Genomic DNA, 22,296 nt, shown 5'->3' with positions numbered 1-22,296 from the left:
TGCGTTGCGCCTGCTCGTTGGATTGGGCAATCCCGGAGCCGACTATGCCGACACACGGCATAATATCGGTTGTTGGGTGATCGAACGGGCGGCCGCGCGTTGGTCGATACGGCTCACCAGGAAAGGCGCGGCCCAGCGAGGCTCGGGTCGCGCCGGTTCCAAACTCGTCGAACTCGCCAGTACCCTCGACTGGATGAATCTCAGTGGTCCTCCCCTCAAGGGACTCCTCCGCGAACTAGGCCTGACTCCGGAAGCCCTGGTGGTCGTGCAGGACGATCTGGATCTAGAACCGGGTCGTTTGCGGATCAGGCAAGACGGCGGCAGCGGCGGCCACAACGGCATCAAATCTGTCATTGAAGCATTGGGCACGCCGAAGTTCGTGCGGCTGAAGATCGGCGTCGGTCGTCCGGCACCAAGGCAGGATACGGCCGACTACGTGCTGGAACAGGTTTCACCTGAAGAGCGGGCGATCTATGTCCCCTGCCTGGAGCGAGCCGTCGATGCCCTCGAATTGCTCCTCAACCGCGATGTCGCCACGGCGATGAATCAATTCAACGTGCGGGAAAAAGCCGAGGGCGGCGAGCGCCCGAGTTAGAGCTCCTGTCAAGAACTGCCTTTCAGTCCCCCGGTGGATTCACTCGAGCCGGGCGCAGTGCGGTGCTGCGCTGGAAATCGTTGCACTGTGGTAGAGTGAATTGTGTGCGTCTCCCGTGGAAGCGACCATGACGACATCTAGCCATCAGCTTCTCTCACTTGCGCAGTTCGATCTTTCACCTGACCGCGGGTTCCTTCCGGCGACAGATCCGTTGGCGCAGCTCCCGGATGAGCCGATCTTGAATCAGATCGGCGCGGAGCTTCCAAAATTCCTGACGGCGCGACAGTTTCGATCTTTCGTCAATGACCATCGAGAGGTCATGGGGCCGGTGGCAGATGACTGGGGCCTCGATGTCTTTCGTTGCGCGATGCGCACCCTCTCCTTTGTCGGTCACGCATTTGTCTGGGAAGATCCCGACCACCCCGCGTCACTCATCCCGGCCAGTCTGGCCCTGCCGTGGTGTGCCGTTGCGCAACAGCTCGGCCGGCCGCCCGTGCTGTCCTATGCTTCCTATGCCCTGCACAACTGGCGGCGCCTCGATCCGCAGAAGCCCATTGAGTTGGGCAACGTGGTGCTCCTGCAGAACTTTCTTGGGGGCCTGGATGAAGAATGGTTTGTCCTGATCCATATCGACATTGAGGCGAAGGCAGGACCGGGGTTGGTGGGATTGGTTCAAGCTCACAATGCTGCGCGAGCCAATAAGCCCGACGATGTGTTGCAAGGACTCCATGCGCTGGCAGCCGCGCAGGAAGCGATGCGGGAGACGCTGCTTCGCATGCCCGAGCGTTGTGATCCGTACATCTATTACAGCCGCGTGCGGCCCTATATCCATGGCTGGAAGAACAGCCCGTCATTGCCTCAGGGAGTCGTCTACGAAGGGGTCGCGGACTACGCGCAGCGACCTCAACAATTCCGCGGGGAAACCGGCTCGCAAAGCTCGATTGTGCCGGCGCTGGATGCCGGCCTTGGAATCCCTCATGCGGACGACCCGCTGACGCAGTACCTCGTGGAGATGCGTGACTATATGCCTCCGCGCCACCGGACGTTTCTGGCGGCGCTCGAAGCACGCACGGATGAGCAGCAGCGCCCGTTGCTCTACGGCTATGCGCGCGATCGCAAAGCGACGCATCCTGATCTATGGAAAGCCTTTTGTACTTGTGTGGATTTACTCGCGCAGTTTCGAGACATTCACATCGGGTACGCCGAGCGGTATATCTTCCGGCAACACCAGTCGCACGCCAGCAATCCCACCGCTGTCGGCACCGGCGGCACGCCCTTCATGCCCTACCTGAGCAAGCACCTTGAAGAGACGAAGCGGTTCACACTCGATTGAGCCTCAGGCCTGCGCTCCTGACGCCCCTTGTTCTACAGTGGAATAATGGGGCCAGAGTTCGTACACTGCGTGAAGCGTCACGCTGATTTATGCGAAAACCCGGCGAACCCATCTACCTCTGGATTCATCTGCTTGCGTTACTGCTGGTCATTATCGCGACGGTGGCATTGCCTCGTGCAGCGGAGTTTGTCGTGGGGCCGCTGAGTTTCGGTACACGTGCTCTGGCGGGGGTGGGCATTGCCGTGGCCGGCGGGATCGCATTGTACCTGCTCTATAATTCCTCCGCCCGCAATGAGCCGTAGCAGGAGATCGAAATAACTCTCTCAACATCCCAGCACCCGAGCGAATAGCGTTCCGTCCGTGACGCATTGGACATCCCTCGTTCGCTCACACCAAAGTTGTCCAGTCTGCCGCGCAGATTGCCTGATAAGATCCAGATAGGCCTCGCCCATGGAGTCAGCACCATGGTGTGGACTAGGTTTGTGTGCAGCAGGTTGAGTGCCGGGTTGTTGGGCTTCGTGCTTCTATTGTGCTCTCCCTCACCGATCCGCGCTGAATGGTATGTGGCCGCGCAGCTTGGGGCAAACTTTGCCGATCCCCTCCGGAATGTCCGAGGGAGCGGGACCCTGGCTGGTCTGGATGCTCCGAATTTCAATCTAAAAACAAGCCCTGCCTTCGGAGGCAAGCTGGGTGTCTTTCCCGGCCATGGATTGTTCGGGATTGAGCTGGACGTCTCGCACAGTACCCCGCATATCAAGAACCTCGACGATGTGCCGGGGACCCATCTCTCCGTAACCAACATCGGTGCCCATGTGGTGTTGCGCTATCCCGGCGTGACCTGGCAGCCCTATATCGGCGGGGGGCCGGCGTTGCTTGTCGCGCGACTCGGCCGCTCCTCGACCACGGAGAGTGATACGCAAGTGTCGGTCGGCGGGAATGTCCTCGTCGGAATTCGAGCATTCGTCACGCCGAAGGTGGCGTTGTTCACCGAATACAAATATACGGACTCTACGTTTCGTTTCGGCGGGGCGTTCGGACCGGTCGGCGGCTTTGATGCGACCTATCGGGCACATCAACTCTTTGTGGGCCTGTCCTATCATTTTTAGGAGGTGCAGCCATGACGCGATCGATCGGTTCCCTCTTCGTCGCAAGCGCTCTGTTGCTCCTGACGGCCTGTGCGCAATCGTTTCACCAGGGAGAGCGTCTTGGATCTGTGGGCGCCCACATGAATCCCGGTTATCCCGAATCACCGTCCTATTGGAACGGCCCTGGATTCTGGTGGAATCCGTTCGGCTACTATGGTTCCGGCTATGGGTGGTATGGGGGCGGCTATGGCATCGGCAGTCAGCAGTCGAACGCACCCGCACCACGTCCGACACCACCGGCCAATGCGCCGCCGCAATTTCAGAAGAAATATTGATTCGATGCGAGCGTCTGTGTCTGAATGAAGGAGCGTGACGTGGTCAGTCGTTGAGGACGCAGCCATGACTCGATTCGTGCCCGGGTTCATCGTGCTCTGCGTCATCCTGCTCCTGGCGGGTTGTGCGCAATCAGTCCATCAGGCGGAGCGGTTGGCACAGAGTGATTTTCTGGTGGATCCCGGCTATGCCGGCAGTCAGTCCTATTCCTACTGGCCCGGTCCCGGATACGGGCCCGGGTATGGGATTGGATATGGTCCCGGCTATTGGGGACATCCGCTCGGGTATTATGGCGGTCCCTACGGGCCGCTCGGGTTCGGCTGGTATGGTGGGTATGGCGGCTTCGGCGCAGCGCGTCCTCCATCCGGCACGCCTGGCCCTCGTCCGTCACTCCCGCCTCACGCACCCCCGCAGTTCAAGAAAAAATTGTGAGCCTGGGTGTCATCGCGAAGCCACCGCATGGTTCCTGTGCTGTTGCTTCCTGCGACGGCAGGCCACAGGATGTGGGCCCTCGCATTGGGGCGTGCCGGTCTCGGCATCGCGGGAAAAGCCGCCCACCTGTTTGACACATTCTTTGAAGCTGTGCTACCTTCGCCAGCTCGTCCCGGCTTGTCCGGCGTACCTACACCTCGCTCCCATCTGTGAATGGGGGCCGATGCCCAGGAGGATTCTGCATGGAACTCTACGAGTCCCTGTTTATCATTCGTCCGACCTTAAGCGACGAAGAAACCACTGCGTTGATTGAAAAAATGAAGGGCACCGTGACCAAGAACGGAGCCTCGCTCGAGCGGGCCGAGAATTGGGGCCGCAAGAAACTCGCCTACGAGATCAAGCGCGAGCGCAAGGGCACCTATGTCTACTTCTACTTCAAGGGGCCCGGAGCGGTCATCGCTGAGCTCGAACGCGCCTACCGGCTTGAAGATTCGATCATTAAATTTCTGACCGTGAAGTTGGAGCAGGAGCCTGCTCCGCCCAGAGGTGCCCCCGTGGTCGCACCACAAGGAGCCACCGTTGGCGGGGTTCAATAAAGTCATTCTGGTCGGGAACCTGACCCGCAATCCCGAGTTGCGTTATACGCCCAGCGGAACGCCGGTTGCCAGCTTCGGGTTGGCGACAAGCCGGCGGTTTAAGCAGGGGGATGAACTCAAGGAAGAAGTCTGTTTCATCGACATCGTGGTGTTCGGGAAACAGGCGGAACATTGCGGGCAGTATCTCAGCAAGGGCAACGGCGTCATTATCGATGGCCGGCTCCAGCAGCGACGCTGGGAGACCGAAGACGGACAGAAACGCAGTAAACATGAAGTCGTGGCCCAAGGCGTGACCTTCCTACCGAAGCGGGGCGAGGCAGGAGGCGAGAGCGGCGGCCTACACGAAGAACCTTCTTACGAAGACGAACAGCTGTAGCAGACGGAGGCGAGTATGGAACGAGGAGATCGCGGGAATGGCGGGGGCGGAGGCGGTCGGTTTTTTCAGCGCCGCAAGCCGTGCCGGTTTTGTGTCGATAAGGCGCCGATTGACTTCAAGGATGTCGGCCTGTTGCGGAATTTTCTGACTGAGCGCGGACGAATCGTCCCACGCCGCATTTCCGGAAATTGCCTGCAGCACCAGCGCGTGTTGACGGTGGCGGTAAAGCGGGCGCGCCAGATCGCCTTGGTTAGTTTCGCTGAAGAGCGATAGGGCGAGGGATAGGTTTTGGTGAGTCTTGGATCAAGTAGCCGGGCAGTCTGTCTCCCGCTCTGTTCGGAGGCGGCTCTTCCCGTCATGACGGTGCTGATGGATACGCTCAAGCCAGCGATTGTCGATATCGCCCCAGAAGGACTGTCTCTGTCGTGCACGGCCACGGGGCCTGAACTCGGCTTGGATGAGCCGGAAGAGAAGTGTGAGGGGCCGCTTACGATTCAACTGGAACTTGTCCAACACGACGGTCCGATCACGGTGACCGGCACGTTGGAAGGGACGGCGATCCGTCAGTGTGTCCGCTGCCTCACGGAATATTCCGATCCGCTCTTTGTGAATCTCTATGCTGAGTATCTTCCGCAGGCGGGCCTGGCGACCAAGCCGGCTCCGGCGGAACAGGGCCGGAGAGGGCCGAGACGCGGTGCCCAGCCGGTTGAGCCTGTTGAAGAGGCGGAAGAGGCGGACGAAGTCTATCTGTATCAGGGCGAACACCTCGACCTGGTGCCAATGGTGCGCGAGCAGATGATCCTGGCTGCTCCGATGCAGCCGTTATGTCGGGAAGATTGCCTTGGTCTCTGTCCGCAGTGCGGCCAGAATCTCAATGAGCGTCGCTGTGGCTGCCCGCCGGAGCAAGGGCCGAGTCCCTTTCGTGTGCTGCGGGGGCGCCTATCCAAGGGTGGAAACGCATAGTCTGTTAACCGGGCATGTACCCGTTGTAAGGAGTCGTCATGGCAAATCCAAAACACAAACATTCACGGTCCCGGCGAGATATGCGGCGAACGGCCAAGACCAGGCTGGTTCCCCCTGGGTTTTCGCTGTGCCCGCAATGTCACGAATTAAAGCTGCCGCACTATACGTGCATGAATTGCGGGACCTACAAAGGGAAGGCCGTCATCGTCGTCGAGGAAAGCTAGCCGAGTTTTATTTTCCAGACGTGATTCGGGTACAATTGCGCACCGTGATCACGATCCGACGCTATGTCATGCGTGAGGCCGTTCAGGTCCTAGCCGGCAAGGCGTCTCTACACGATTCTTCACATCTCTATCCGTGGACCGCTAACCGCACATGAAGATTGCCGTCGATGCGATGGGCGGAGACCACGGACCGGCCCCGGTCATTGAAGGCGCGATGCAAGCCGCGCAAGAACTGGGTGTCGGGATCATTCTGGTCGGCAAGCAGGATGAGCTGGCCGCCGCATGTCAAAAACTTAATTGCACCGATACGCGGATCACGATCCACCATGCCCCGCAGGTGGTGGAGATGCACGAGTCGCCGGCGACCGTGGCACGGAAGAAGCGTGACTCGTCCATCTGGGTGGCGACGGAGTTGGTGAAATCCGGTGAAGCCGATGCGGTGGTGAGTCCGGGGAATACCGGCGCGAGCATGGTTGCCTCGTTTTTTGTGCTCGGATTGATCAAAGGTGTGGAACGCCCGGCGATCGCCACCATGCTGCCCACCTTGACGGGCAGCGCGGTGATGCTCGATGTCGGCGCGAATGTCGACTGCACGGCACAGCATCTTGAGCAATTCGCCCTGATGGGGAACGAGTTCGCCAAGCACGTGTACGCCAAGCAGAATCCGCGCATAGGGCTCTTGAGCATCGGCGAGGAAGACAGCAAGGGCAACGAGGTCACCAAAGAAGCCTTTAAACTGCTGAAGGCCAGTCCGCTGAATTTCATCGGCAACATCGAGGGACGGGAAGTGTACAGCGGCAATGCCGATGTGGTGGTCTGCGATGGATTCATCGGTAATGTGGCGCTCAAGATCTCCGAAGGGGTTGCGGACGTCATCAAGAAGTTGTTGATGAAGGAGATATCCGGCTCCTGGCTCGGGCGATTAGCCTATCCGCTGATTGCGAAGCCGTTGCTGAATCTGAAACGGAAGATCGATTATGCCGAGTTCGGGGGGGCGCCTCTGCTCGGAGTGAATGGGACCACTATGATCTGCCATGGCCGTTCATCAGCCAAAGCGATCAAGAATGCGATTCGCCGCGCGAAGGGCTTAGCCGAGACCAGGCTGGACGAATTGATCCAGCGTGACATTGAAGAAAGCCTGAGACGGCACCAGGACGAACGACCGGAAGGGAAGCAGGCGTGATACGAGCGCGAATCACCGGAACCGGGTCCTATGCCCCTGAACGGGTGATGACCAATGCCGATTTGGAGAAGCTGGTCGCGACGTCCGATGAGTGGATTCGCGAGCGCACGGGCATTCGCGAACGTCGCATTGCCGCCGAGGGGCAGGCCTGTTCCGACTTGGGCCTGATTGCCGCGGAACGCGCCTTGAAAGCCGCAGGCATTTCCGCCGATGAACTCGACATGATCCTCCTGGCCACCTGCACGGGGGATATGCCGTTACCCTCCACTGCCTGCCTGCTCCAGCACCGGCTAGGAGCGACCCGCGCAGCGGCTTGTGATGTGTCTGCCGCCTGCTGCGGATTCGTCTACGCGCTTGGTGTGGCCGATGCCTATATTCGAACCGGTATGCGGCATATTCTGGTCGTAGGGTCGGAAGTGATGTCGACGATCACGGATTGGACGGATCGCAACACCTGTATTCTGTTCGGGGACGGCGCTGGTGCGGCGGTCGTGAGTGCATCGGAAGGTGAGCGCGGGGTGCTCTCCACTCACTTGCATTCGGATGGAAGCCTCTCTGATTTGATCGTGGTGCCCGGTGGTGGAACGCGCATTCCCCCGTCAGAGGCCATGGTGAGCGAGCGCTCGCAGTACATTAAGATGAAGGGCAATGAAACGTTCAAGGTGGCGGTGCGGACTCTTGAGGAAGTGGCGCGGGAGACACTTGCGGCGCATCACCTGTCGGTCGATGAACTCGATGTCTATATCCCCCATCAGGCAAACTTACGGATCATTAAAGCGGTTGCCGACCGCCTGAATCTGCCGCTGGAAAAAGTGGTGTTGAATATGGATCGATACGGCAACACCTCCGCCGCGTCGATTCCCATCGCCCTGGATGAAGCGGTGCGGGATGGACGGGTCAAAGAGGGGCAGTTGGTGATGTTCGGCGCCTTCGGGGCGGGACTAACCTGGGCCTCCGCATTGGTCCGCTGGTAGTCGGGAAACGCCTGGTCGGGGTCGGTCGGTCGCTACTGACGCGCGGGGCTCGTTCAGCTTTTTCCCGTTGACATTGAGCGTGGTTTCTACGATACCTTACGCGGCTATGATGGCGTCACAAATTGGGTTTTTGTTCCCCGGACAGGGGTCGCAGTCTGTAGGAATGGGGCGCGGGTTTTACGAGGCGTCTCCGGCGGTCAAGGCGGTCTACGATGAGGCCTCCTCGATTCTTGGATACGACGTCGCCCAGCTCTGTTTTGAAGGTCCGGCTGAACGGTTGAATTTGACGGAGAATACCCAGCCGGCGTTGCTGGTGAGTAGCGCGGCGGCGCTCAAGGCATTGGAGCCGGCCGGGTTGAAGCCGGTGGCTGTGGCAGGGCATAGTCTCGGTGAATATTCGGCGGTCTATGCGGCCGGCGGGGTGTCGTTTCGAGATGCGGTGGCCCTCGTGCAGAAGCGAGGACGCTATATGTCAGAAGCGGTTCCGCCTGGAACCGGACTCGTCGCCGCGCTACTGGGGCTTTCTGCGGCCGTGGTCAAGGCGGTCTGTCAGGAGGCCGCTTCGGTCGGTGTGGTGGCGGCCGCGAATTTTAATTCTCCCGGCCAAGTCGTCATCGCCGGAGAAAAGGCCGCCGTCGAACGGGCCATTGAGATTGCCAAAACCAAGGGATGTAAGAAGGCGATTCCACTCCCGGTCAGTGTCCCGGTCCATACGCCGCTCATGCAGAAGGCAGCAGACCGACTCGCAGGGGAGTTCGGTGGAGTGGTCTGGCGTGATTTGACCGTGCCGTTGGTGAATAATGCTGAAGCAACGGCCCTGCAACGATCCGAAGACATCCGGGCCTCACTGGTTCGGCAGTTGCCGTCATCGGTGCGGTGGGAAGAGTCGGTGCAGACGATGGCCAAGCTCGGCGTGACGACCTTCGTCGAGATCGGGCCGGGAACCGTGCTGACGGGGTTGGTGAAGAGGATTCTTCCGGGGGCTGTCACGGCCAACGTCAATGATCCGAAGTCGCTGGAGGCGACGCTCACAATGCTGGGCGTGAACAGTCAGGCGTAAGACGAGTTGAGATTGCGGGGAGCAGGCTGATGTCATTACAGGGAAAAGTGGCGATTGTCACCGGTGGAGCCCAGGGGATCGGACGGGCCATTGCAGAAGCGTTGGCCGAAGATGGGGCAGACATTGCGGTTGCCGACCTCGATCCGGCGCGTTCGCAGGAGGCCGTGGCGGCGATCCAGAAGTTAGGGCGACGGGCGCTCAGTGTGAAGGTGAACGTGGCCGATTGGAATGATGCCAAGGCCATGGCCGATCAGGTGATGCAGGAGTGGGGGAAGATTGATATTCTAGTCAACAACGCCGGTATTACCCGTGATGGATTGTTGCTTAGAATGAAAGAAGAAGATTGGAACCTGGTTCTGCAGGTCAATTTGAACGGGACCTTTCATTGCACGAAAGCGGTCCTGCTCCCGATGACGAAACAACGGTACGGGCGGATCGTCAACATTGCCTCGATCGTCGGGGCGATGGGGAATGTGGGACAGGCGAATTATGCGGCGTCCAAAGCGGCGGTGATCGGGTTTACCAAGACGGTCGCGCGTGAGTATGCGAGCCGTGCGGTGACGGTGAATGCGGTGGCGCCGGGCTTTATCGATACGGCGATGACCCAGGGGCTGTCGCCGGAGGTCAAGGAAGCGTTGCAGAAGCAGATTCCGCTGGGACGCCTGGGGCTTCCCTCCGACATTGCGGCGGCGGTTCGGTTTCTGGTGTCGGATGCAGCGTCGTATATCACGGGGCAAGTGTTGCACGTGAACGGTGGCATGCTCATGGTATAAGTGAGTCAGGTCGGGTGTCCGGGTTGGTGTCCTCGATCCGGAATCTCCCGGTGAGGAATGTGGAGGTCAAGTAAGATGGGGAAGGAGGTGGGCAAGTCCATGGCAACAGTAGATGAACGGGTGAAGAAAATTATTGCCGAGCAGTTGGGGGTCGAGGAAGAAGAAGTGACGCTCGAGGCCCATTTCGTCGAGGATTTGGGCGCCGATTCGCTCGACACGGTCGAATTGGTGATGGCTCTCGAAGAAGAGTTCGAGATCGAGATCCCCGATGAGGATGCCGAGAAGATCCTCACCGTCGGCAAAGCGCTGGATTATATTAAAGAGAAGGCATAACGGAACCGTAGGTATGCACGATCGACCTGCCAGACGTGTGGTGGTGACCGGTCTCGGACTGGTAACTCCGCTTGGAACCGGGGTGGAGAAGACCTGGAAAGCGCTGTGCGCCGGAGAGTCGGGGATCGGCCGAATCACGCGATTCGATCCGACCGGCTATGATGCGCAGATTGCCGGAGAGGTGAAGGATTTCGACCCGGCTCAGTTCATCGAGAAAAAAGAAATCAAGAAGATGGACACCTTCATCCACTATGCGGTGGGGGCGAGTCAGCTGGCGGTGGACGATGCGAAACTCAAGGTGGCGCCTGAAGAAGCCACGAGGGTCGGGGTCTACATCGGGTCCGGTATCGGCGGGCTGGGGTCGATCGAACATTACCACGACGTACTCAGGGAAAAGGGCCCCGGGCGGGTCTCTCCGTTTTTCATCCCGATGACGATCATCAACCTCGCCTCCGGGCAGGTGGCGATTCGGGTCGGCGCCAAAGGGCCGAACTCCTGCGCCGTGACGGCCTGTGCCACCGGTAATCACTGTATCGGCGATGCCTATCGACTCATTCAGCGTGACGATGCGGATGTGATGATTGCCGGCGGTGCTGAGGCGGCGATTACGCCGCTCGGCGTGGCAGGGTTTGCCTCGGCGAAAGCCCTCTCTTTCAGAAATGACGACCCGACGAAGGCCAGCCGTCCGTTCGACAAGGATCGAGATGGGTTCGTATTGGGTGAAGGGGCCGGCGTGGTGGTGCTTGAAGAACTTGAGCATGCCCGCGCGCGTGGCGCCCGCATCTATGCCGAAGTGATCGGGTACGCCATGAACAGCGACGCGTACCACATTACCGCCCCGCCTGAAGAAGGGGAGGGGGCGGTCCGTTGTATGGAAATGGCATTGAAGGATGCGGGTGTGGCCAAGACGGACATCGGTTATATCAACGCCCACGGCACATCTACCATGGCGGATGCCATCGAGACCAAGGCCATCAAACATGTGTTTGGGGAGCAAGCCTACCGGATTCCTGTCAGTTCGACGAAATCCATGACGGGACACCTCTTGGGTGCGGCCGGCGGTATTGAGGCGGTGTTTAGCATTTTGGCGCTGCACCATGGCATTTTGCCTCCCACGATCAACCTTGATCATCCCGATCCCGCCTGTGATCTTGACTACGTGCCCAATACAGCGCGTTCCGTCCAGACGCAGGTGGTCCTTTCAAACTCCTTCGGTTTTGGCGGGGTGAACGCCTGCCTGCTCTTTCGCCGGTGTGCTCAGTAATCCACTTCAGGGCGCGAGTCAGGTCGTATGACGCCGGCAACGTCAATTGAGGCGGTCCAGCGCCTTCTCGGCTACCGCTTCCATCAGCCTCGTCTGTTGGAAGAAGCTCTGACTCACAAGTCCTACTCAAACGAACGGCGCAGCAAAGATCGAACCCAGAACGAACGCCTGGAGTTTCTCGGCGACGCGGTGCTCTCGCTTGTCATGAGCGAGTATCTCGCGGCCGAGTTTCCGGGTAGCAACGAGGGCGGGCTTTCCAAGCTCAAAGCGCATCTGGTCAGCGAGGCTTCGCTCGCGAAGGCGGCCAGGCGCATGAAGCTGGGTCGGCTGTTGCGTCTGGGGAAAGGCGAAGAACTTTCGAAAGGGCGCGAGAAGCATTCGCTGTTAGCCGACGCGCTCGAAGCGCTGATTGCCGCCATCTACCTGGACGGTGGGCTTGAGGCCAGCAGAAAATTCACCTTGCAGGTGCTGGAGGAGGAATTGCTGGCGACGCGCGCTGAGCAGGCCCGGCCGGGAATGGAGGATTACAAAACGCAGCTGCAGGAGGTCTGTCAGAAACGGTATGAAAGTTTGCCGCAGTATGAGACGGTTCGGGAATCGGGTCCTGATCATGAGAAAGTCTTTGAGGTCGAGCTGACCATTCAGGGAGTCATGCGAGGGATCGGGCGTGGTCGCAGTAAGAAAGAAGCAGAGCAAATGGCGGCGAAGGAAGCGTTGACGCAGTTGGCGTGAGCAAGAGGTCGCGGACCGACTAGAAGGAGGCATGGTGATGGCGCAGCAGCGATGGAGCAATCGTTTAAGAATCGCGGGAATGATGAGTCTGTTCATGACAGTCGGGATCGCGGGAATCGGCCTGGCCGCCGATGCCGCTCCGGCCGGAAGCGAATCTGTCAGTGCGAGTAACGCGCGTGCGGTCATCAAGACGAAGTTCGGCGATATCGAGATCAAGTTTCTTCCGGACGTCGCCCCGAAGCATGTCGAGAATTTCATCAAGTTGGCCAAGTCGGGGTTCTATAACGGTACGATTTTCCACCGGGCGATCCCGGGATTCATGATCCAGGGAGGCGATCCCAACACAAAGGATTCGCTGAAGAAGGGGGCGTATGGCCAGGGCGGCCCGGGGCACAATGTCAAAGCCGAGTTTAGCGATCTCCCTCACAAGCGTGGCGTGGTATCCATGGCGCGGGCGCAGGATCCGGACAGCGCAGGATCCCAGTTTTTTGTCGTCGTCGAGGAGTCCCGGTTCTTAGATCGTAAATATACGATCTTCGGCGAGGTCGTCAAAGGCATCGGGGTGGCGGACAAGATCGTGGCGCTGCCGCGAGTCATGTGCCAGACCGGCGCACCGAGTCCTGCGGATAAGGGGCCATGCGACAACCCGATCGATCGGGTTGAAATGACTGTGACGATTATTGAGTAGGTGAGACAGCGGTGTGTCCGGGCCGATCTCTTCACGAGTGTCGGCCCGGAGCAGACCGATATCGGTCAGAAGGGTTGGTTCTGCTGTTGGGCGCGGACCAACCCTAAGAAGTGAGCGAGCGCCTTGGTCATTCGCTCGGCATGAGAGGCGGAGCGAAACAGCAAGGTATCTTCAGGGAACTGTGCTTCGAGTTCGGTGACGGCTCCGGTACAGAAACTGGTCTTCATGATGCAGGGGCCGCTGCTCTTGCACGTGATGCGGACGCCATACAGGACCAGGTTGTTCTCTTTCGTGTCTTGGCCCTGATACTCGATCGTGTCGATATCGTGCAGATCGAAGTGCGTGAAGCCCGTATTGACCTCATCATGTCCGTGATTGAGTTCGATCGTGCCGAGTTTGGTTCCGGTTGGAATGACACTGTAGATCTCGGTAATTTTCGTCGGTTTTCCCGCCTTCGGATTTCTGCAACTCAGGCTCCTGACAAAGCCGTGAGTATTGGCCATGTCGCTGATGAACTGCACGGTGTCATCCAGGCTCTGTCCGGCGGCCGCTGCGGGTAATAAAATAATGCAGGCTAGTGCCCATGCCAGGCCCGTTGTGTTGGGCGACTGCTGTCGCCGGTTCCTACTCCCGTGATGCATGGTCAGTCTCCGTGAGGGCGTTGTGCTGGATTCGTTCAGGCGACCCCTACCGTACTGAAACCGCATACACACTGCAATCCCTACTTTGGCGCAGCGTGAGCAATGGTGCACTGCTGCCGGTGGGTCGGGCAATGCCTGCGTGGGAAGTATCGACGTGACTACGCCACGTCTTGCGCGATTTCGGCAGGAGGAAGAGCTGGGAAGATCGTCGGATCGAGAGGCATGATCGGCGACAGATCGATCTGTTCGGCGATGGGGCCGAATCGGAACGTATTCATTAATGTAGAAATCCGGAACTCCATCTTGTCGAGGTTGAGATAGTGGAGGAATTGCGAGAGCAGCGGTCCTTCCATGTGCGGCTGTAGAGGATCGAGTTCCCACGGATGGAAATACATGACCAGGGGACGACCTTTTTGTTCAGTCCGTCGCAACAGCCCGCAGAGCGCCGGGAAGGGGAGCAGCCGGAAGTAGCTGCCACCGGCAATGGGAAGTCGCACTCCGCCGAGGTTCACCGTGGATGGGGGGATTTCCCAAATGGGGCCGGAAGAGGTCTGTCTCAGATGGTGCCAGGGATCGGACCCGGGCAGGCCGCAATGGTCGTGCCGGATCGGGACGATGCTGGAGTCGTAGGTGTAACCCTCCTCCGCCAGAATCGGCAAGGCCCACAGCGTTTCACGTGTAATGGTGAAGCCCGGCGCGCGATAGCCCTGGACCGGAGAGCCCGTAAGGTCTTCCAGGATCTGTTTGGCTTTTCTCACGTCTGCACGAAACAATTCAGGCGTCTGGGCGGTGACCAGCTCATGGCCGTACCCATGTGAGGCAATTTCATGGCCGCATTCGGCGATCTGCTTAATGAGCCCGGGATGACGCTCCGCAACCCATCCCAAGACGAAGAAGGTTGCCCTGGTCTGGTAGCGGGCGAGGAGATCCAGCACCTTGCAGGTGTTTGGAGTGACTCGACTTTCAAATGATCCCCAGTGCCGTCGACGAATTGGGGAATCGAAACGGGAAACTTGAAAGTGTTCTTCGATGTCGAATGTCAGGCAATGCACTGGTGTGATCCTTGGGTGTAGGGTTTTGCCTACTAAGCGAGAAAAGTAAGAGCTGCCATATGCATGCTGAAGAAGGCTACCAAGAAGATCTTTTCGACCGCTTTGTATACTATGTGCGCAGGACGAAGTAAAGCAAAGTTTAAGCCATGCACTTTAGCTAAGCATTTCAATCTGATAGCAATTATAGGCGGGCATACTTCGCGCGACCGTATCATCGAATTCACGCATCGAGTATCTTAATAGATACACCCATGCGTGGTGATGAGGTGATGATTGGTGCGCTGATAGGCTGAGGGGAAATGAGGTGCTATGGGAGCCTTGAGGCTTGGTGCTCAGGCCGCCTGTCTAGTGGAGAGGCTGTTCGGTAATTGTTGTTGAAGCGGCACGGTGAATCGAAAGACGGAACCGGACCCTGGTTCGCTTTCCGCTCCGATATGCCCACCCATCAATTCAACAAGCTGTTTGCAGATGGCCAGTCCCAACCCAGTTCCGCCATATTTCCTGGTGGTGGACCCGTCAGCCTGCACAAACGGCTGGAATAATTTTGAAAAGGCGCTGGGTTCAATTCCGATTCCATTGTCCGAGACGGAAAATCGGATATGCGTCACCCGCTCCTGCTGCGCCGACAGTTCGCCATACCTGGTCGCAGGAAACTCAAGGCCTTGTTCGGCTGGTCGCTGATCGAGTTCCACCAGGACGGAGACGGATCCGTGCTCACTGAACTTGATGGCGTTCGCGAGCAAATTGCTGAGGATCTGTTGCAGTCTCGCCGGGTCACCACACAGGCCGCTTGGCACGTCCTCGGCGATCCGCGAAGTCAGCAACAAACCCTTCCGTTGTGCTCGTTCTCCAAAGAGTGCCAGGACACGGTCTAGAAATGTGGGCAAGTCGAAGTCCAGCAGTTCAAGGGACAGTTTCCCGGATTCGATTTTGGAGAAATCCAGAATGTCGTTGATGATGACCATCAAGGCATCGCCCGATGAGCGGATCGTCTGGGCGCAGTCAAGCTGTTCGGCGGTAAGGGGTGTGTCCAGCAACCAATCTGTCATGCCCAGGACGCCGTTCATCGGGGTGCGAATTTCGTGACTCATGGTGGCGAGAAATTCGGATTTGAGTCGGGCGCCTTCAATTGCGGCATCGCGAGCTTGCGTGAGGGTGGCCTGACTCTCCAGGAGTTCCTGGAGGACTTGGGCGGCGCGCACCATATAGCGAATCCTGTGGGTCAACAGCATCGCATTCAGTGGTTTGACGATAAAATCGGTCGCGCCGGCATCGTAGGCTTTCGTAATCGACTCAAAGTCGTCCAGTCCGGTCATGATGAGAATGGGGGTATGTTCGCCACCCGGCAGCCGGCGTAATGCCGCGCAGGTGGCGAACCCGTCCATCCCGGGCATCATGACGTCCAGCAGCACCACGTCCGGCGGACACTTCTGAAAAATTTCGCAGGCTTCAATTCCGTTTTGAGCCTCCTCGACCACCCACCCGGCTTGCTCCAGTGCCTCCCGAGCGAACATACGGATGATGATATCGTCGTCCGAAATCAGTGCATAGGGTGCTCGTCCTGGTATCAGCGGGTTCATGTCTGGTTCTCCTTGGCGATCTCATTTCGAAAGACGGTACAAGCGGCACGATAGTCGGATTCCAACTGGGCAAAGATTCGGTCGGCATCGACGAGCTGTTTTCGGTTCCCCATGACCTCGAGTTCTTTGCAGCTGGCGGCTACGGCAATGGCGCCGAGTTGCGCGCTGCTTGATTTGAGGCGATGCGCCATTGCTTCCAGGGCCATCGGGTCGTTGGCGCGGATGGCGTCACGTAGTGCATCCACGCTTTCTCGCGAATTGTCGAGATACTTGCGAAGCACGGAGGCCAGCACGTTCGGCCGGTTGGGACGTTGCAACGCACGGATGCCCTCCAGGGCCTTGAGGTCCATGCCGGGCGATGCAGATAGGGTGTCCGCTGCCGGCTCAGTCGTGGCTCGGGGTGGCACGGATTGAGTTCCGGGAGCTGCAGCGTTCGGCTGTACGGCCTGCGAGGCGGGCTCATGGTGACTCAGCCATTTGCGGACGATTCCATGCAACTCCATCTGGGTGAATGGTTTAGTCAGATAATCGTCCATGCCGGCGGTGAGGCATTGTTCACGGTCCCCCTGCATGGCATGCGCCGTCAAGGCTATGATGGGGAGCCGACGCCGACCGGAGGCTGTTTCGCGACGGCGAATTTCTCCGGTGGCCGTGAGCCCGTCCATTTCAGGCATCTGGCAGTCCATGAGCACGATGTCGAAACGGTCGCGCTCGGCGGCCGCGAGGGCCTGCCTGCCGTTTTCCGCCACCTCGACTTCATAGCCCAGTTGCTCCAACATGCCGACGGCAACTTCGCGATTCACAGGACTGTCTTCGGCCAACAGAATTCGCCCGCTCTGTTTGGGGCTCGGCGCTGCTGCTCCCGCCTCAGATGCGTGTGGGCATGGGGTGTCGCTCGTCTGTCCGGACGAGACAAGGGGCTCTGCCCATTGCATATACGGCGCGAGCTTCGTGGAGAGGCCCGACCCCAGGGGTTGCAGATCCAACCGCGTCGTAAACGCGAAGGTGGAGCCGCTTCCCGGTGTGCTTTCCACGGTGATGGTCCCACCCATGAGTCCGACCAACTGCTTGGCAATGGAAAGGCCGAGACCGGTCCCGCCGTATCGTCTGGTGGTCGACCCGTCCGCCTGAGAGAATGCGTCGAAGATGCGTGACTTGGCCGCCGGCGGAATGCCGATGCCGGTGTCGGTCACGGCGAAGCGCAGCAGGGCCTGGGTGGTGGTTCCTTCCACATACTCGGCGCTCAACGAGACGCCCCCTGTTTCGGTAAATTTCATCGCGTTGCTCAGCAGATTCATGAGGATCTGGCGGAACCGGACCGGGTCGCCCTTGAGGTAGCGCGGGACCGCGTCGTCGATGTGTTGAGAAAGGCGAAGCTGTTTCCGACGGGCCGCTTCGCCGAACAGCTCGAGCGATTCTTCGAGCACCGGTTGCAGGTCGAAGTCGACGCATTCCAAATCGAGTTTCCCGGCTTCGATTTTTGAAAAGTCCAGAATGTCGTTGATGATGGCCAGCAGCGTTCTTCCGGAACGATGCACGGTCGACGCGAGATGTCGCTGTTTGTCCGTCAGCGCACTGTTGAGCAGCAGTTCGGTTGTGCCCAATACTCCGTTCATGGGAGTGCGGATTTCGTGACTCATATTGGCCAGAAACTCGCTCTTCGCTTTGCTGGCGGCCTCTGCGGCTTCCTTCGCGGCACGGAGCTCCTGCTCAGCCTGTTTACGGTCGGTGGTATCGATGTGGATGCCGACCATGCGCGCGGTTACGCCATAAACATCTCGAATCAGACTGCCGCGGGACAGGATCCATCGATAAGAGCCGTCTCGATGTCGAAGACGATGTTCAAGTTCGAACTGGGATCGTTGGCCATCCAGACAGGTCTGGATGGTTTCCTGCACGAATGGTTGGTCGTCAGGATGGATCCGCGTCCGCCACTCGTCGAAGTTATTGGGGAGCGTGATGTCGTCGTAGCCGAGCTGGTTCTTCCATTGCGGAGAGAAATAGATCACGCCTGTGGTGAGGTTCCAGTCCCAGATCCCGATGTGCGAGCCCTGCACGGTCATCGTCAACCGTGCTTCGCTCGTGCGCAAGGCCTCTTCCGCCTCTTTTCGTTCTGAAATATCCACCACGAAGGCGGTGAAGGTATAGGCATTTTCGATACGGAGGGGGGTAATGGCCAGCTCGACCGGGAACTCTGTGCCGTCGCGTCGCAGCGCCGTAATCTCGATTCGTTTGTTCAAGATCGGGCCGTCACCGGTCTTGAGGAACCGCTCAAGCCCGCGTTGGTGGGCCTCGCGGTGCGCATGCGGAATGATGGTGTCTGTCATCGCACGGCCGAGGGCCTCCTGGCGGGTCCAGCCGAAGATCTGCTCGGCCTGCGTATTCCAGCCGATGATAAGGCCTCGCTCGTCCATCCCGATCACCGCGCTCAGTGCAGTGTCGATGATCAGTCTGGTCCGGCCTTCGCTCTTGCGCAATGCTCCTTCTGCGTGAAGCCGTTCGACGGCTTCGAGGGCCAGGGCGACGAGGGAGGCGATCGCATGGCCGAACTGCTGTTCCTCCAGCATCCAGGGGCGAGGCGGGCCGATATGCTCATTGCAGAGCACCCCCACGAGTTTTCCGTTGAAGCGAATCGGAATATCCAGCATGGCGCCGATCCCGAGGGGCTCGAGATAGCAGGCGGTGAACTCACGTGTGCGAGGGTCGCTTCTGGCGTCTGCGGCATCGATCACGCGCTCGGAAAGCAATTCACGGAAGTATTCAGGAAAGTTGGCCGACTTGAGCTCAATTCCCGAGGAGTGGCTGTGCTCCGACGATTCGTAGAGATCTTTGCATCGGATTGAGCCGTGGTCTTCACTCAGCAGCCAGATGCTGGTCCGGCTCACTCCGAGGGTCATCGCCGTCGCGCGGGTAATTTCCTGCAACGCCGGTTCCAGGACACCGCTCTGAATGATGCTGTTGCGCGTCAGCTCAAGCAGAGTGGTCTGTTGCCGCCGCAGCAAACTCTCCGTGTGACGACGGATGTCCTCGGTCTGTTTACGTTCCGTAATGTCGCGAAACACGAGCACGGCCCCGGCCGAGCGGTTCTCCTGAACGATCGGTGCCAGGACACAGGACACAGGAAACGAATGCCCGGTGATCGAGGTCAGCAACCCGTCATCGGTCCGGAACGAGCCTCCCTGCGTCGTATCGTCCAGCAGCATCTGGGTGAAGATCGGTTCCGTCAGCTTCGTGCCGTAGGACAAGGAAATCATGTCGTGCAGCTGGCGACCGACGACCTCTTTTTCAGTAAGACCCCACAGCCGTTCGCCCTCGGGATTCAACAGCACGATATTCCAGTGTCCATCGACCACGCAGAGCCCGTCGCCGATGGAGCGGAGGACCGTCTGCAATTTGTCCCGTTCCCCGGCGAGCTGGCTTTCCGATGTGCGGCGGAGTTGCTCATTCAGCTCCTGCATTTCTCGCGACGACAGGGCAATGGAGCGCTCCAGAAGTTCGCGCCCTTGATCGGATTCCAGATAGCTCTGGCTCACCCGTTCGAGGAGCTGTTGCCAGCCGTCGAGCGAGGTAGGCACGGTGGCCTCGTCCAGCCCGATGCGCTTCAGTTGTCGTTTAAGCAGTGGATGCATGGATATTAGTGTTCGGCAATGGTCGTGAGCGTCATGGTTTGGTTATGCAGGTCGCAGGCGCCGCTCTTGTAGGGCGAGATTTCGCCATAGGAGTAGAAGCCGATTTGCCGGCTGCCTTTCGGCAGAATCTCCAGTGTGGCTTCGATTTCCTCTTCGGTCCGCTCACCAAGCACCAGGCGCCGGCCGACACAGCTGATGGCGATGGAGAGCGTCGGCGAATCGGCGTGTGAACCGTTGTGGTGATCGAACGTGAGCGTCGCGGCTTCGGATGAGAAGGGGCTCCGGAAATTCGGACAGTGTGCTAAGTGGTAGCCTGGCTTCACCGAGGCCCCCGCGAGGTGGCGACACAAAGGAGCGAGGCGATGAAGAGAACGAGACGGAATCACGGGGCCACGTTTAAGGCGCAGGTGGCCTTGGCGGCGGTCAAAGGCGACAAAACCCTGGCCGACTTAGCGGAGCAGTTTCAGGTTCACCCCACCCAGATCACCGAATGGAAGCAGCAATTGCTGGCGCGGGCGGCGGACGTGTTTGGCGGAGCGAACCCGCCAGCAGAGACGCCCGATCTCAAGACCCTGCACGCCAAGATCGGCCAGCTGGCCCTGGAGAATGATTTTTTAGCCGGGGCGCTCACCAAGGCGGGCTTGCGGAGCGCAAAGCCATGATCGATCGAACCCATCCCCTCCCGGTTGTGCGGCAATGCCAGCTGCTGAAGCTGGCCCGCTCGACCGCGTACTACCAGCCGATGCCGGTTTCAGAGACGACGCTGGCGCTGATGCGTCGGATTGACGAGCTGCATCTCCAGTATCCCTTTGCCGGTGCGCGCATGCTGCGCGATCTCTTGCGACGCGAGGGCCGCGCCATTGGCCGACGCCAGGTGGCCACTCTGATGCGCCGCATGGGCATTGAGGCCCTGTATCGCAAACCGTCGCTCAGCCGGCGGCATCCAGCCCATCAGATTTACCCCTATCTCTTGCGGGATCTCACCATCTCGCGTCCGAATCAGGCCTGGGCGGCGGATATCACCTATATTCCCATGCGTCGTGGCTTCCTGTATCTCTTTGCGGTGCTGGACTGGGCGAGTCGTCGGGTCTTGGCGTGGCGGCTGTCCAATACGTTGACGACGGACTTCTGTCTCGAGGCCGTACAGGAGGCGATTACGCAGTATGGCTGCCCCGAGATCTTCAACACCGATCAAGGGTGCCAATTCACGAGCCAGGAGTTCACGGGGCTGCTGACCCACCACGGCATTCAGATCAGCATGGACGGGAAAGGGTGCTGGCGGGACAACGTGTTCGTGGAACGACTCTGGAAGAGCATTAAATACGAAGAGGTCTATCTACACGCGTACGACACCGTCGAGGCCGCGCATCAGGGGGTGGCGCGCTATCTGACGTTCTATAATCAGACCCGGCCGCATCAGGCCCTTGACGGTCAGACACCAGACCAGGTGTACTATGACCATCTGACGACACGGCAGACCGCCGCGTAGTCAACAATCCGCCAGGCGCCACTTAAGAATGGGCCGACACTGTCCAACCAACCGGAGCCACCTCTATGCGCCCTGAATCAGCCGATCGAAATTCGCGCGCATCAGCTGCGCGAAGACCCCTTCGGGAATGTCTCCGGCAAACGTCATGGATTGGGTGGCTTCGTCCACGGCCAGAATGGTGCGGACCAGGACTTTCCCCTCTGCCTGCGAGGTTCTGATGGCAAGAGGGAACAGGAGCCCGGTGGCGGGCAGTCCGGAGGCACGATCCCCCAGATATTCTTTGTAGAGCCCCAGTGCGGCGCGGCCGTCCAGCTCATAGAGCACGTTGCCGATCGATTTGGTGACCTGGCGTTCCGGGCCGAATTTATCCCAGCCCCCCTTCGAGCCATGTCCAAGCCGGATGTGGTCGCCATAGAATCCGACGGCGGTCACGTAGCCGCTTTGGGGCGTGCGATCTTTCAACACCCATGTCCGTTTGAAGTGAGTCCCATCGCCGGCCAGCCCGCCGGTGACAACCACGGCCTCTCCCAGCGTGTCATTGAGTCCTTTCACGAGTTCGCTGCCGTTGACATTCAGGCCGTCGGATAGGACCAGGACGCCTCGCAGCGAAGGTTGTCTGAGCTGTGCGGCGATCGCGCGTCCGGCGGCGTACGAATCGTTTGGGGAGTGCACTGCCGCGTGGGCCGTGCGGATCGGGGTGTGGTCGAAGCGCACGGCGGCGACGGCGATGCTGTCATCAAAAATTTCGCATCCGTGAATTTCGCCTGCCGTCGAACAGCCCATCACGTGACTCCGGGGGCAGGCGTCGACGACCTCGCGGATGCGATGCGGCGTATCGATCAAGTCCGGGGCTCCGAAGAGCAGGACGAGGGTTTCCTCCGAATCCAGTGTGGAGAGCGACGCAGGAGAGAAGGAACTGCCGGTTTTGATAGCGCAAGTCTCGACATGCATGTGAGGGATC

At 59.3% G+C, this 22,296-nt stretch carries 24 protein-coding genes and 2 pseudogenes; 20 read left to right on the top strand and 6 right to left on the bottom strand.

Features of this window, described 5'->3' with window-relative positions; all coding sequences use genetic code 11:
* The first annotated feature begins 4 nt into the window (after positions 1-4).
* The 19 genes and pseudogenes from pth (at position 5) to NSND_RS09950 (ending at position 12,944) form a co-directional block, all read left to right on the top strand.
* Positions 5-595, top strand: a complete 591-nt coding sequence (gene pth, locus NSND_RS10040; protein ID WP_080878874.1) for an aminoacyl-tRNA hydrolase — start codon at positions 5-7, stop codon at positions 593-595.
* 127 nt (positions 596-722) lie between these two features.
* Positions 723-1,928: a PrnB family protein gene (locus NSND_RS10035; protein WP_080878873.1), complete on the top strand. Its 1,206-nt coding sequence runs from the start codon at positions 723-725 to the stop codon at positions 1,926-1,928.
* Positions 1,929-2,017: 89 nt separating this feature from the next.
* Positions 2,018-2,230: a hypothetical protein gene (locus NSND_RS10030; protein WP_080878872.1), complete on the top strand. Its 213-nt coding sequence runs from the start codon at positions 2,018-2,020 to the stop codon at positions 2,228-2,230.
* A 162-nt stretch (positions 2,231-2,392) separates the two neighbouring features.
* Entirely contained in the window at positions 2,393-3,034 is a 642-nt protein-coding gene (locus NSND_RS10025) for an outer membrane protein (RefSeq protein ID WP_080878871.1), read from the top strand.
* An 11-nt stretch (positions 3,035-3,045) separates the two neighbouring features.
* A complete protein-coding gene (locus NSND_RS10020) occupies positions 3,046-3,348 on the top strand; it encodes a hypothetical protein (RefSeq protein WP_080878870.1) in 303 nt (100 codons plus the stop codon).
* A gap of 64 nt (positions 3,349-3,412) precedes the next feature.
* Positions 3,413-3,778 carry a hypothetical protein gene (locus tag NSND_RS10015; protein WP_080878869.1) on the top strand — a complete coding sequence of 122 codons (366 nt, stop codon included), beginning with the start codon at positions 3,413-3,415 and terminating at the stop codon, positions 3,776-3,778.
* A 242-nt stretch (positions 3,779-4,020) separates the two neighbouring features.
* A complete protein-coding gene (gene rpsF / locus NSND_RS10010; protein WP_013247382.1) occupies positions 4,021-4,374 on the top strand; it encodes a 30S ribosomal protein S6 in 354 nt (117 codons plus the stop codon).
* A complete protein-coding gene (locus NSND_RS10005) occupies positions 4,358-4,750 on the top strand; it encodes a single-stranded DNA-binding protein (RefSeq protein WP_013247383.1) in 393 nt (130 codons plus the stop codon). Before rpsF ends, NSND_RS10005 begins: the two co-directional genes overlap by 17 nt.
* An 18-nt stretch (positions 4,751-4,768) precedes the next feature.
* A pseudogene (gene rpsR, locus NSND_RS10000) lies at positions 4,769-5,023 on the top strand (30S ribosomal protein S18); the annotation flags it as partial.
* A gap of 18 nt (positions 5,024-5,041) precedes the next feature.
* A complete protein-coding gene (locus NSND_RS09995; RefSeq protein ID WP_143833497.1) occupies positions 5,042-5,713 on the top strand; it encodes a YceD family protein in 672 nt (223 codons plus the stop codon).
* A 38-nt stretch (positions 5,714-5,751) separates the two neighbouring features.
* The gene (rpmF, locus tag NSND_RS09990; RefSeq protein WP_080878867.1) at positions 5,752-5,937 is read left to right on the top strand and encodes a 50S ribosomal protein L32; all 186 of its coding nucleotides are present in this window, start codon (positions 5,752-5,754) and stop codon (positions 5,935-5,937) included.
* A gap of 151 nt (positions 5,938-6,088) precedes the next feature.
* Positions 6,089-7,120, top strand: coding sequence for a phosphate acyltransferase PlsX (gene plsX, locus NSND_RS09985; protein WP_080878866.1), 1,032 nt, complete (start codon positions 6,089-6,091; stop codon positions 7,118-7,120).
* Complete coding sequence (locus NSND_RS09980) at positions 7,117-8,094, top strand: beta-ketoacyl-ACP synthase III (protein ID WP_080878865.1); 978 nt, start codon at positions 7,117-7,119, stop codon at positions 8,092-8,094. Before plsX ends, NSND_RS09980 begins: the two co-directional genes overlap by 4 nt.
* Positions 8,095-8,200: 106 nt before the next feature.
* On the top strand, positions 8,201-9,154 hold the full coding sequence (gene fabD, locus NSND_RS09975; protein ID WP_235000222.1) for an ACP S-malonyltransferase: 954 nt from the start codon (positions 8,201-8,203) through the stop codon (positions 9,152-9,154).
* Between the two features lie 29 nt (positions 9,155-9,183).
* The gene (gene fabG, locus NSND_RS09970) at positions 9,184-9,927 is read left to right on the top strand and encodes a 3-oxoacyl-[acyl-carrier-protein] reductase (RefSeq protein WP_080878864.1); all 744 of its coding nucleotides are present in this window, start codon (positions 9,184-9,186) and stop codon (positions 9,925-9,927) included.
* A gap of 99 nt (positions 9,928-10,026) precedes the next feature.
* On the top strand, positions 10,027-10,260 hold the full coding sequence (acpP, locus tag NSND_RS09965; RefSeq protein WP_013247391.1) for an acyl carrier protein: 234 nt from the start codon (positions 10,027-10,029) through the stop codon (positions 10,258-10,260).
* A gap of 13 nt (positions 10,261-10,273) precedes the next feature.
* Complete coding sequence (fabF, locus tag NSND_RS09960) at positions 10,274-11,524, top strand: beta-ketoacyl-ACP synthase II (protein WP_080878863.1); 1,251 nt, start codon at positions 10,274-10,276, stop codon at positions 11,522-11,524.
* A gap of 27 nt (positions 11,525-11,551) precedes the next feature.
* Complete coding sequence (rnc, locus tag NSND_RS09955; RefSeq protein ID WP_080878862.1) at positions 11,552-12,256, top strand: ribonuclease III; 705 nt, start codon at positions 11,552-11,554, stop codon at positions 12,254-12,256.
* A gap of 121 nt (positions 12,257-12,377) precedes the next feature.
* Positions 12,378-12,944 carry a peptidylprolyl isomerase gene (locus NSND_RS09950; RefSeq protein ID WP_369974245.1) on the top strand — a complete coding sequence of 189 codons (567 nt, stop codon included), beginning with the start codon at positions 12,378-12,380 and terminating at the stop codon, positions 12,942-12,944.
* Positions 12,945-13,009: 65 nt separating this feature from the next.
* Here NSND_RS09950 and NSND_RS09945 read toward each other — a convergent pair whose 3' ends face one another.
* The 5 genes and pseudogenes from NSND_RS09945 to NSND_RS20950 form a co-directional block, all read right to left on the bottom strand.
* Positions 13,010-13,585 (bottom strand): hypothetical protein, encoded by a 576-nt coding sequence (locus tag NSND_RS09945; RefSeq protein ID WP_080878861.1) that lies wholly within the window; start codon positions 13,583-13,585, stop codon positions 13,010-13,012.
* A 158-nt stretch (positions 13,586-13,743) separates the two neighbouring features.
* Positions 13,744-14,637, bottom strand: coding sequence for an XrtA system polysaccharide deacetylase (locus NSND_RS09940; protein WP_080878860.1), 894 nt, complete (start codon positions 14,635-14,637; stop codon positions 13,744-13,746).
* Between the two features lie 332 nt (positions 14,638-14,969).
* Positions 14,970-16,217: an ATP-binding protein gene (locus NSND_RS09935; RefSeq protein ID WP_080878859.1), complete on the bottom strand. Its 1,248-nt coding sequence runs from the start codon at positions 16,215-16,217 to the stop codon at positions 14,970-14,972.
* On the bottom strand, positions 16,214-19,846 hold the full coding sequence (locus NSND_RS09930; protein WP_080878858.1) for a PAS domain S-box protein: 3,633 nt from the start codon (positions 19,844-19,846) through the stop codon (positions 16,214-16,216). The genes NSND_RS09935 and NSND_RS09930 overlap by 4 nt, the downstream gene beginning before the upstream one ends.
* Before the next feature lie 5 nt (positions 19,847-19,851).
* Positions 19,852-20,061, bottom strand: a pseudogene (locus NSND_RS20950) (FIST C-terminal domain-containing protein); the annotation flags it as partial.
* 147 nt (positions 20,062-20,208) lie between these two features.
* On the opposite strand from NSND_RS20950, the gene NSND_RS09920 reads away from it, so the two are divergent.
* A protein-coding gene (locus NSND_RS09920; protein ID WP_369974229.1) for an IS3 family transposase occupies positions 20,209-21,335 on the top strand; the annotation gives its coding sequence in 2 pieces (ribosomal slippage) (positions 20,209-20,467 and positions 20,467-21,335; 1,128 coding nt in all).
* 63 nt (positions 21,336-21,398) lie between these two features.
* On the opposite strand, the gene NSND_RS09915 is transcribed toward NSND_RS09920, so the two are convergent.
* Positions 21,399-22,286: an FIST signal transduction protein gene (locus NSND_RS09915; protein WP_235000219.1), complete on the bottom strand. Its 888-nt coding sequence runs from the start codon at positions 22,284-22,286 to the stop codon at positions 21,399-21,401.
* Positions 22,287-22,296 lie beyond the last annotated feature (10 nt).

This window comes from Nitrospira sp. ND1 (genome assembly GCF_900170025.1).
Lineage (GTDB): Bacteria > Nitrospirota > Nitrospiria > Nitrospirales > Nitrospiraceae > Nitrospira_A.
The sequence above is the reverse complement of the archived record's forward strand: the minus strand, read 5'-3'. Positions and strand labels throughout refer to the sequence as shown.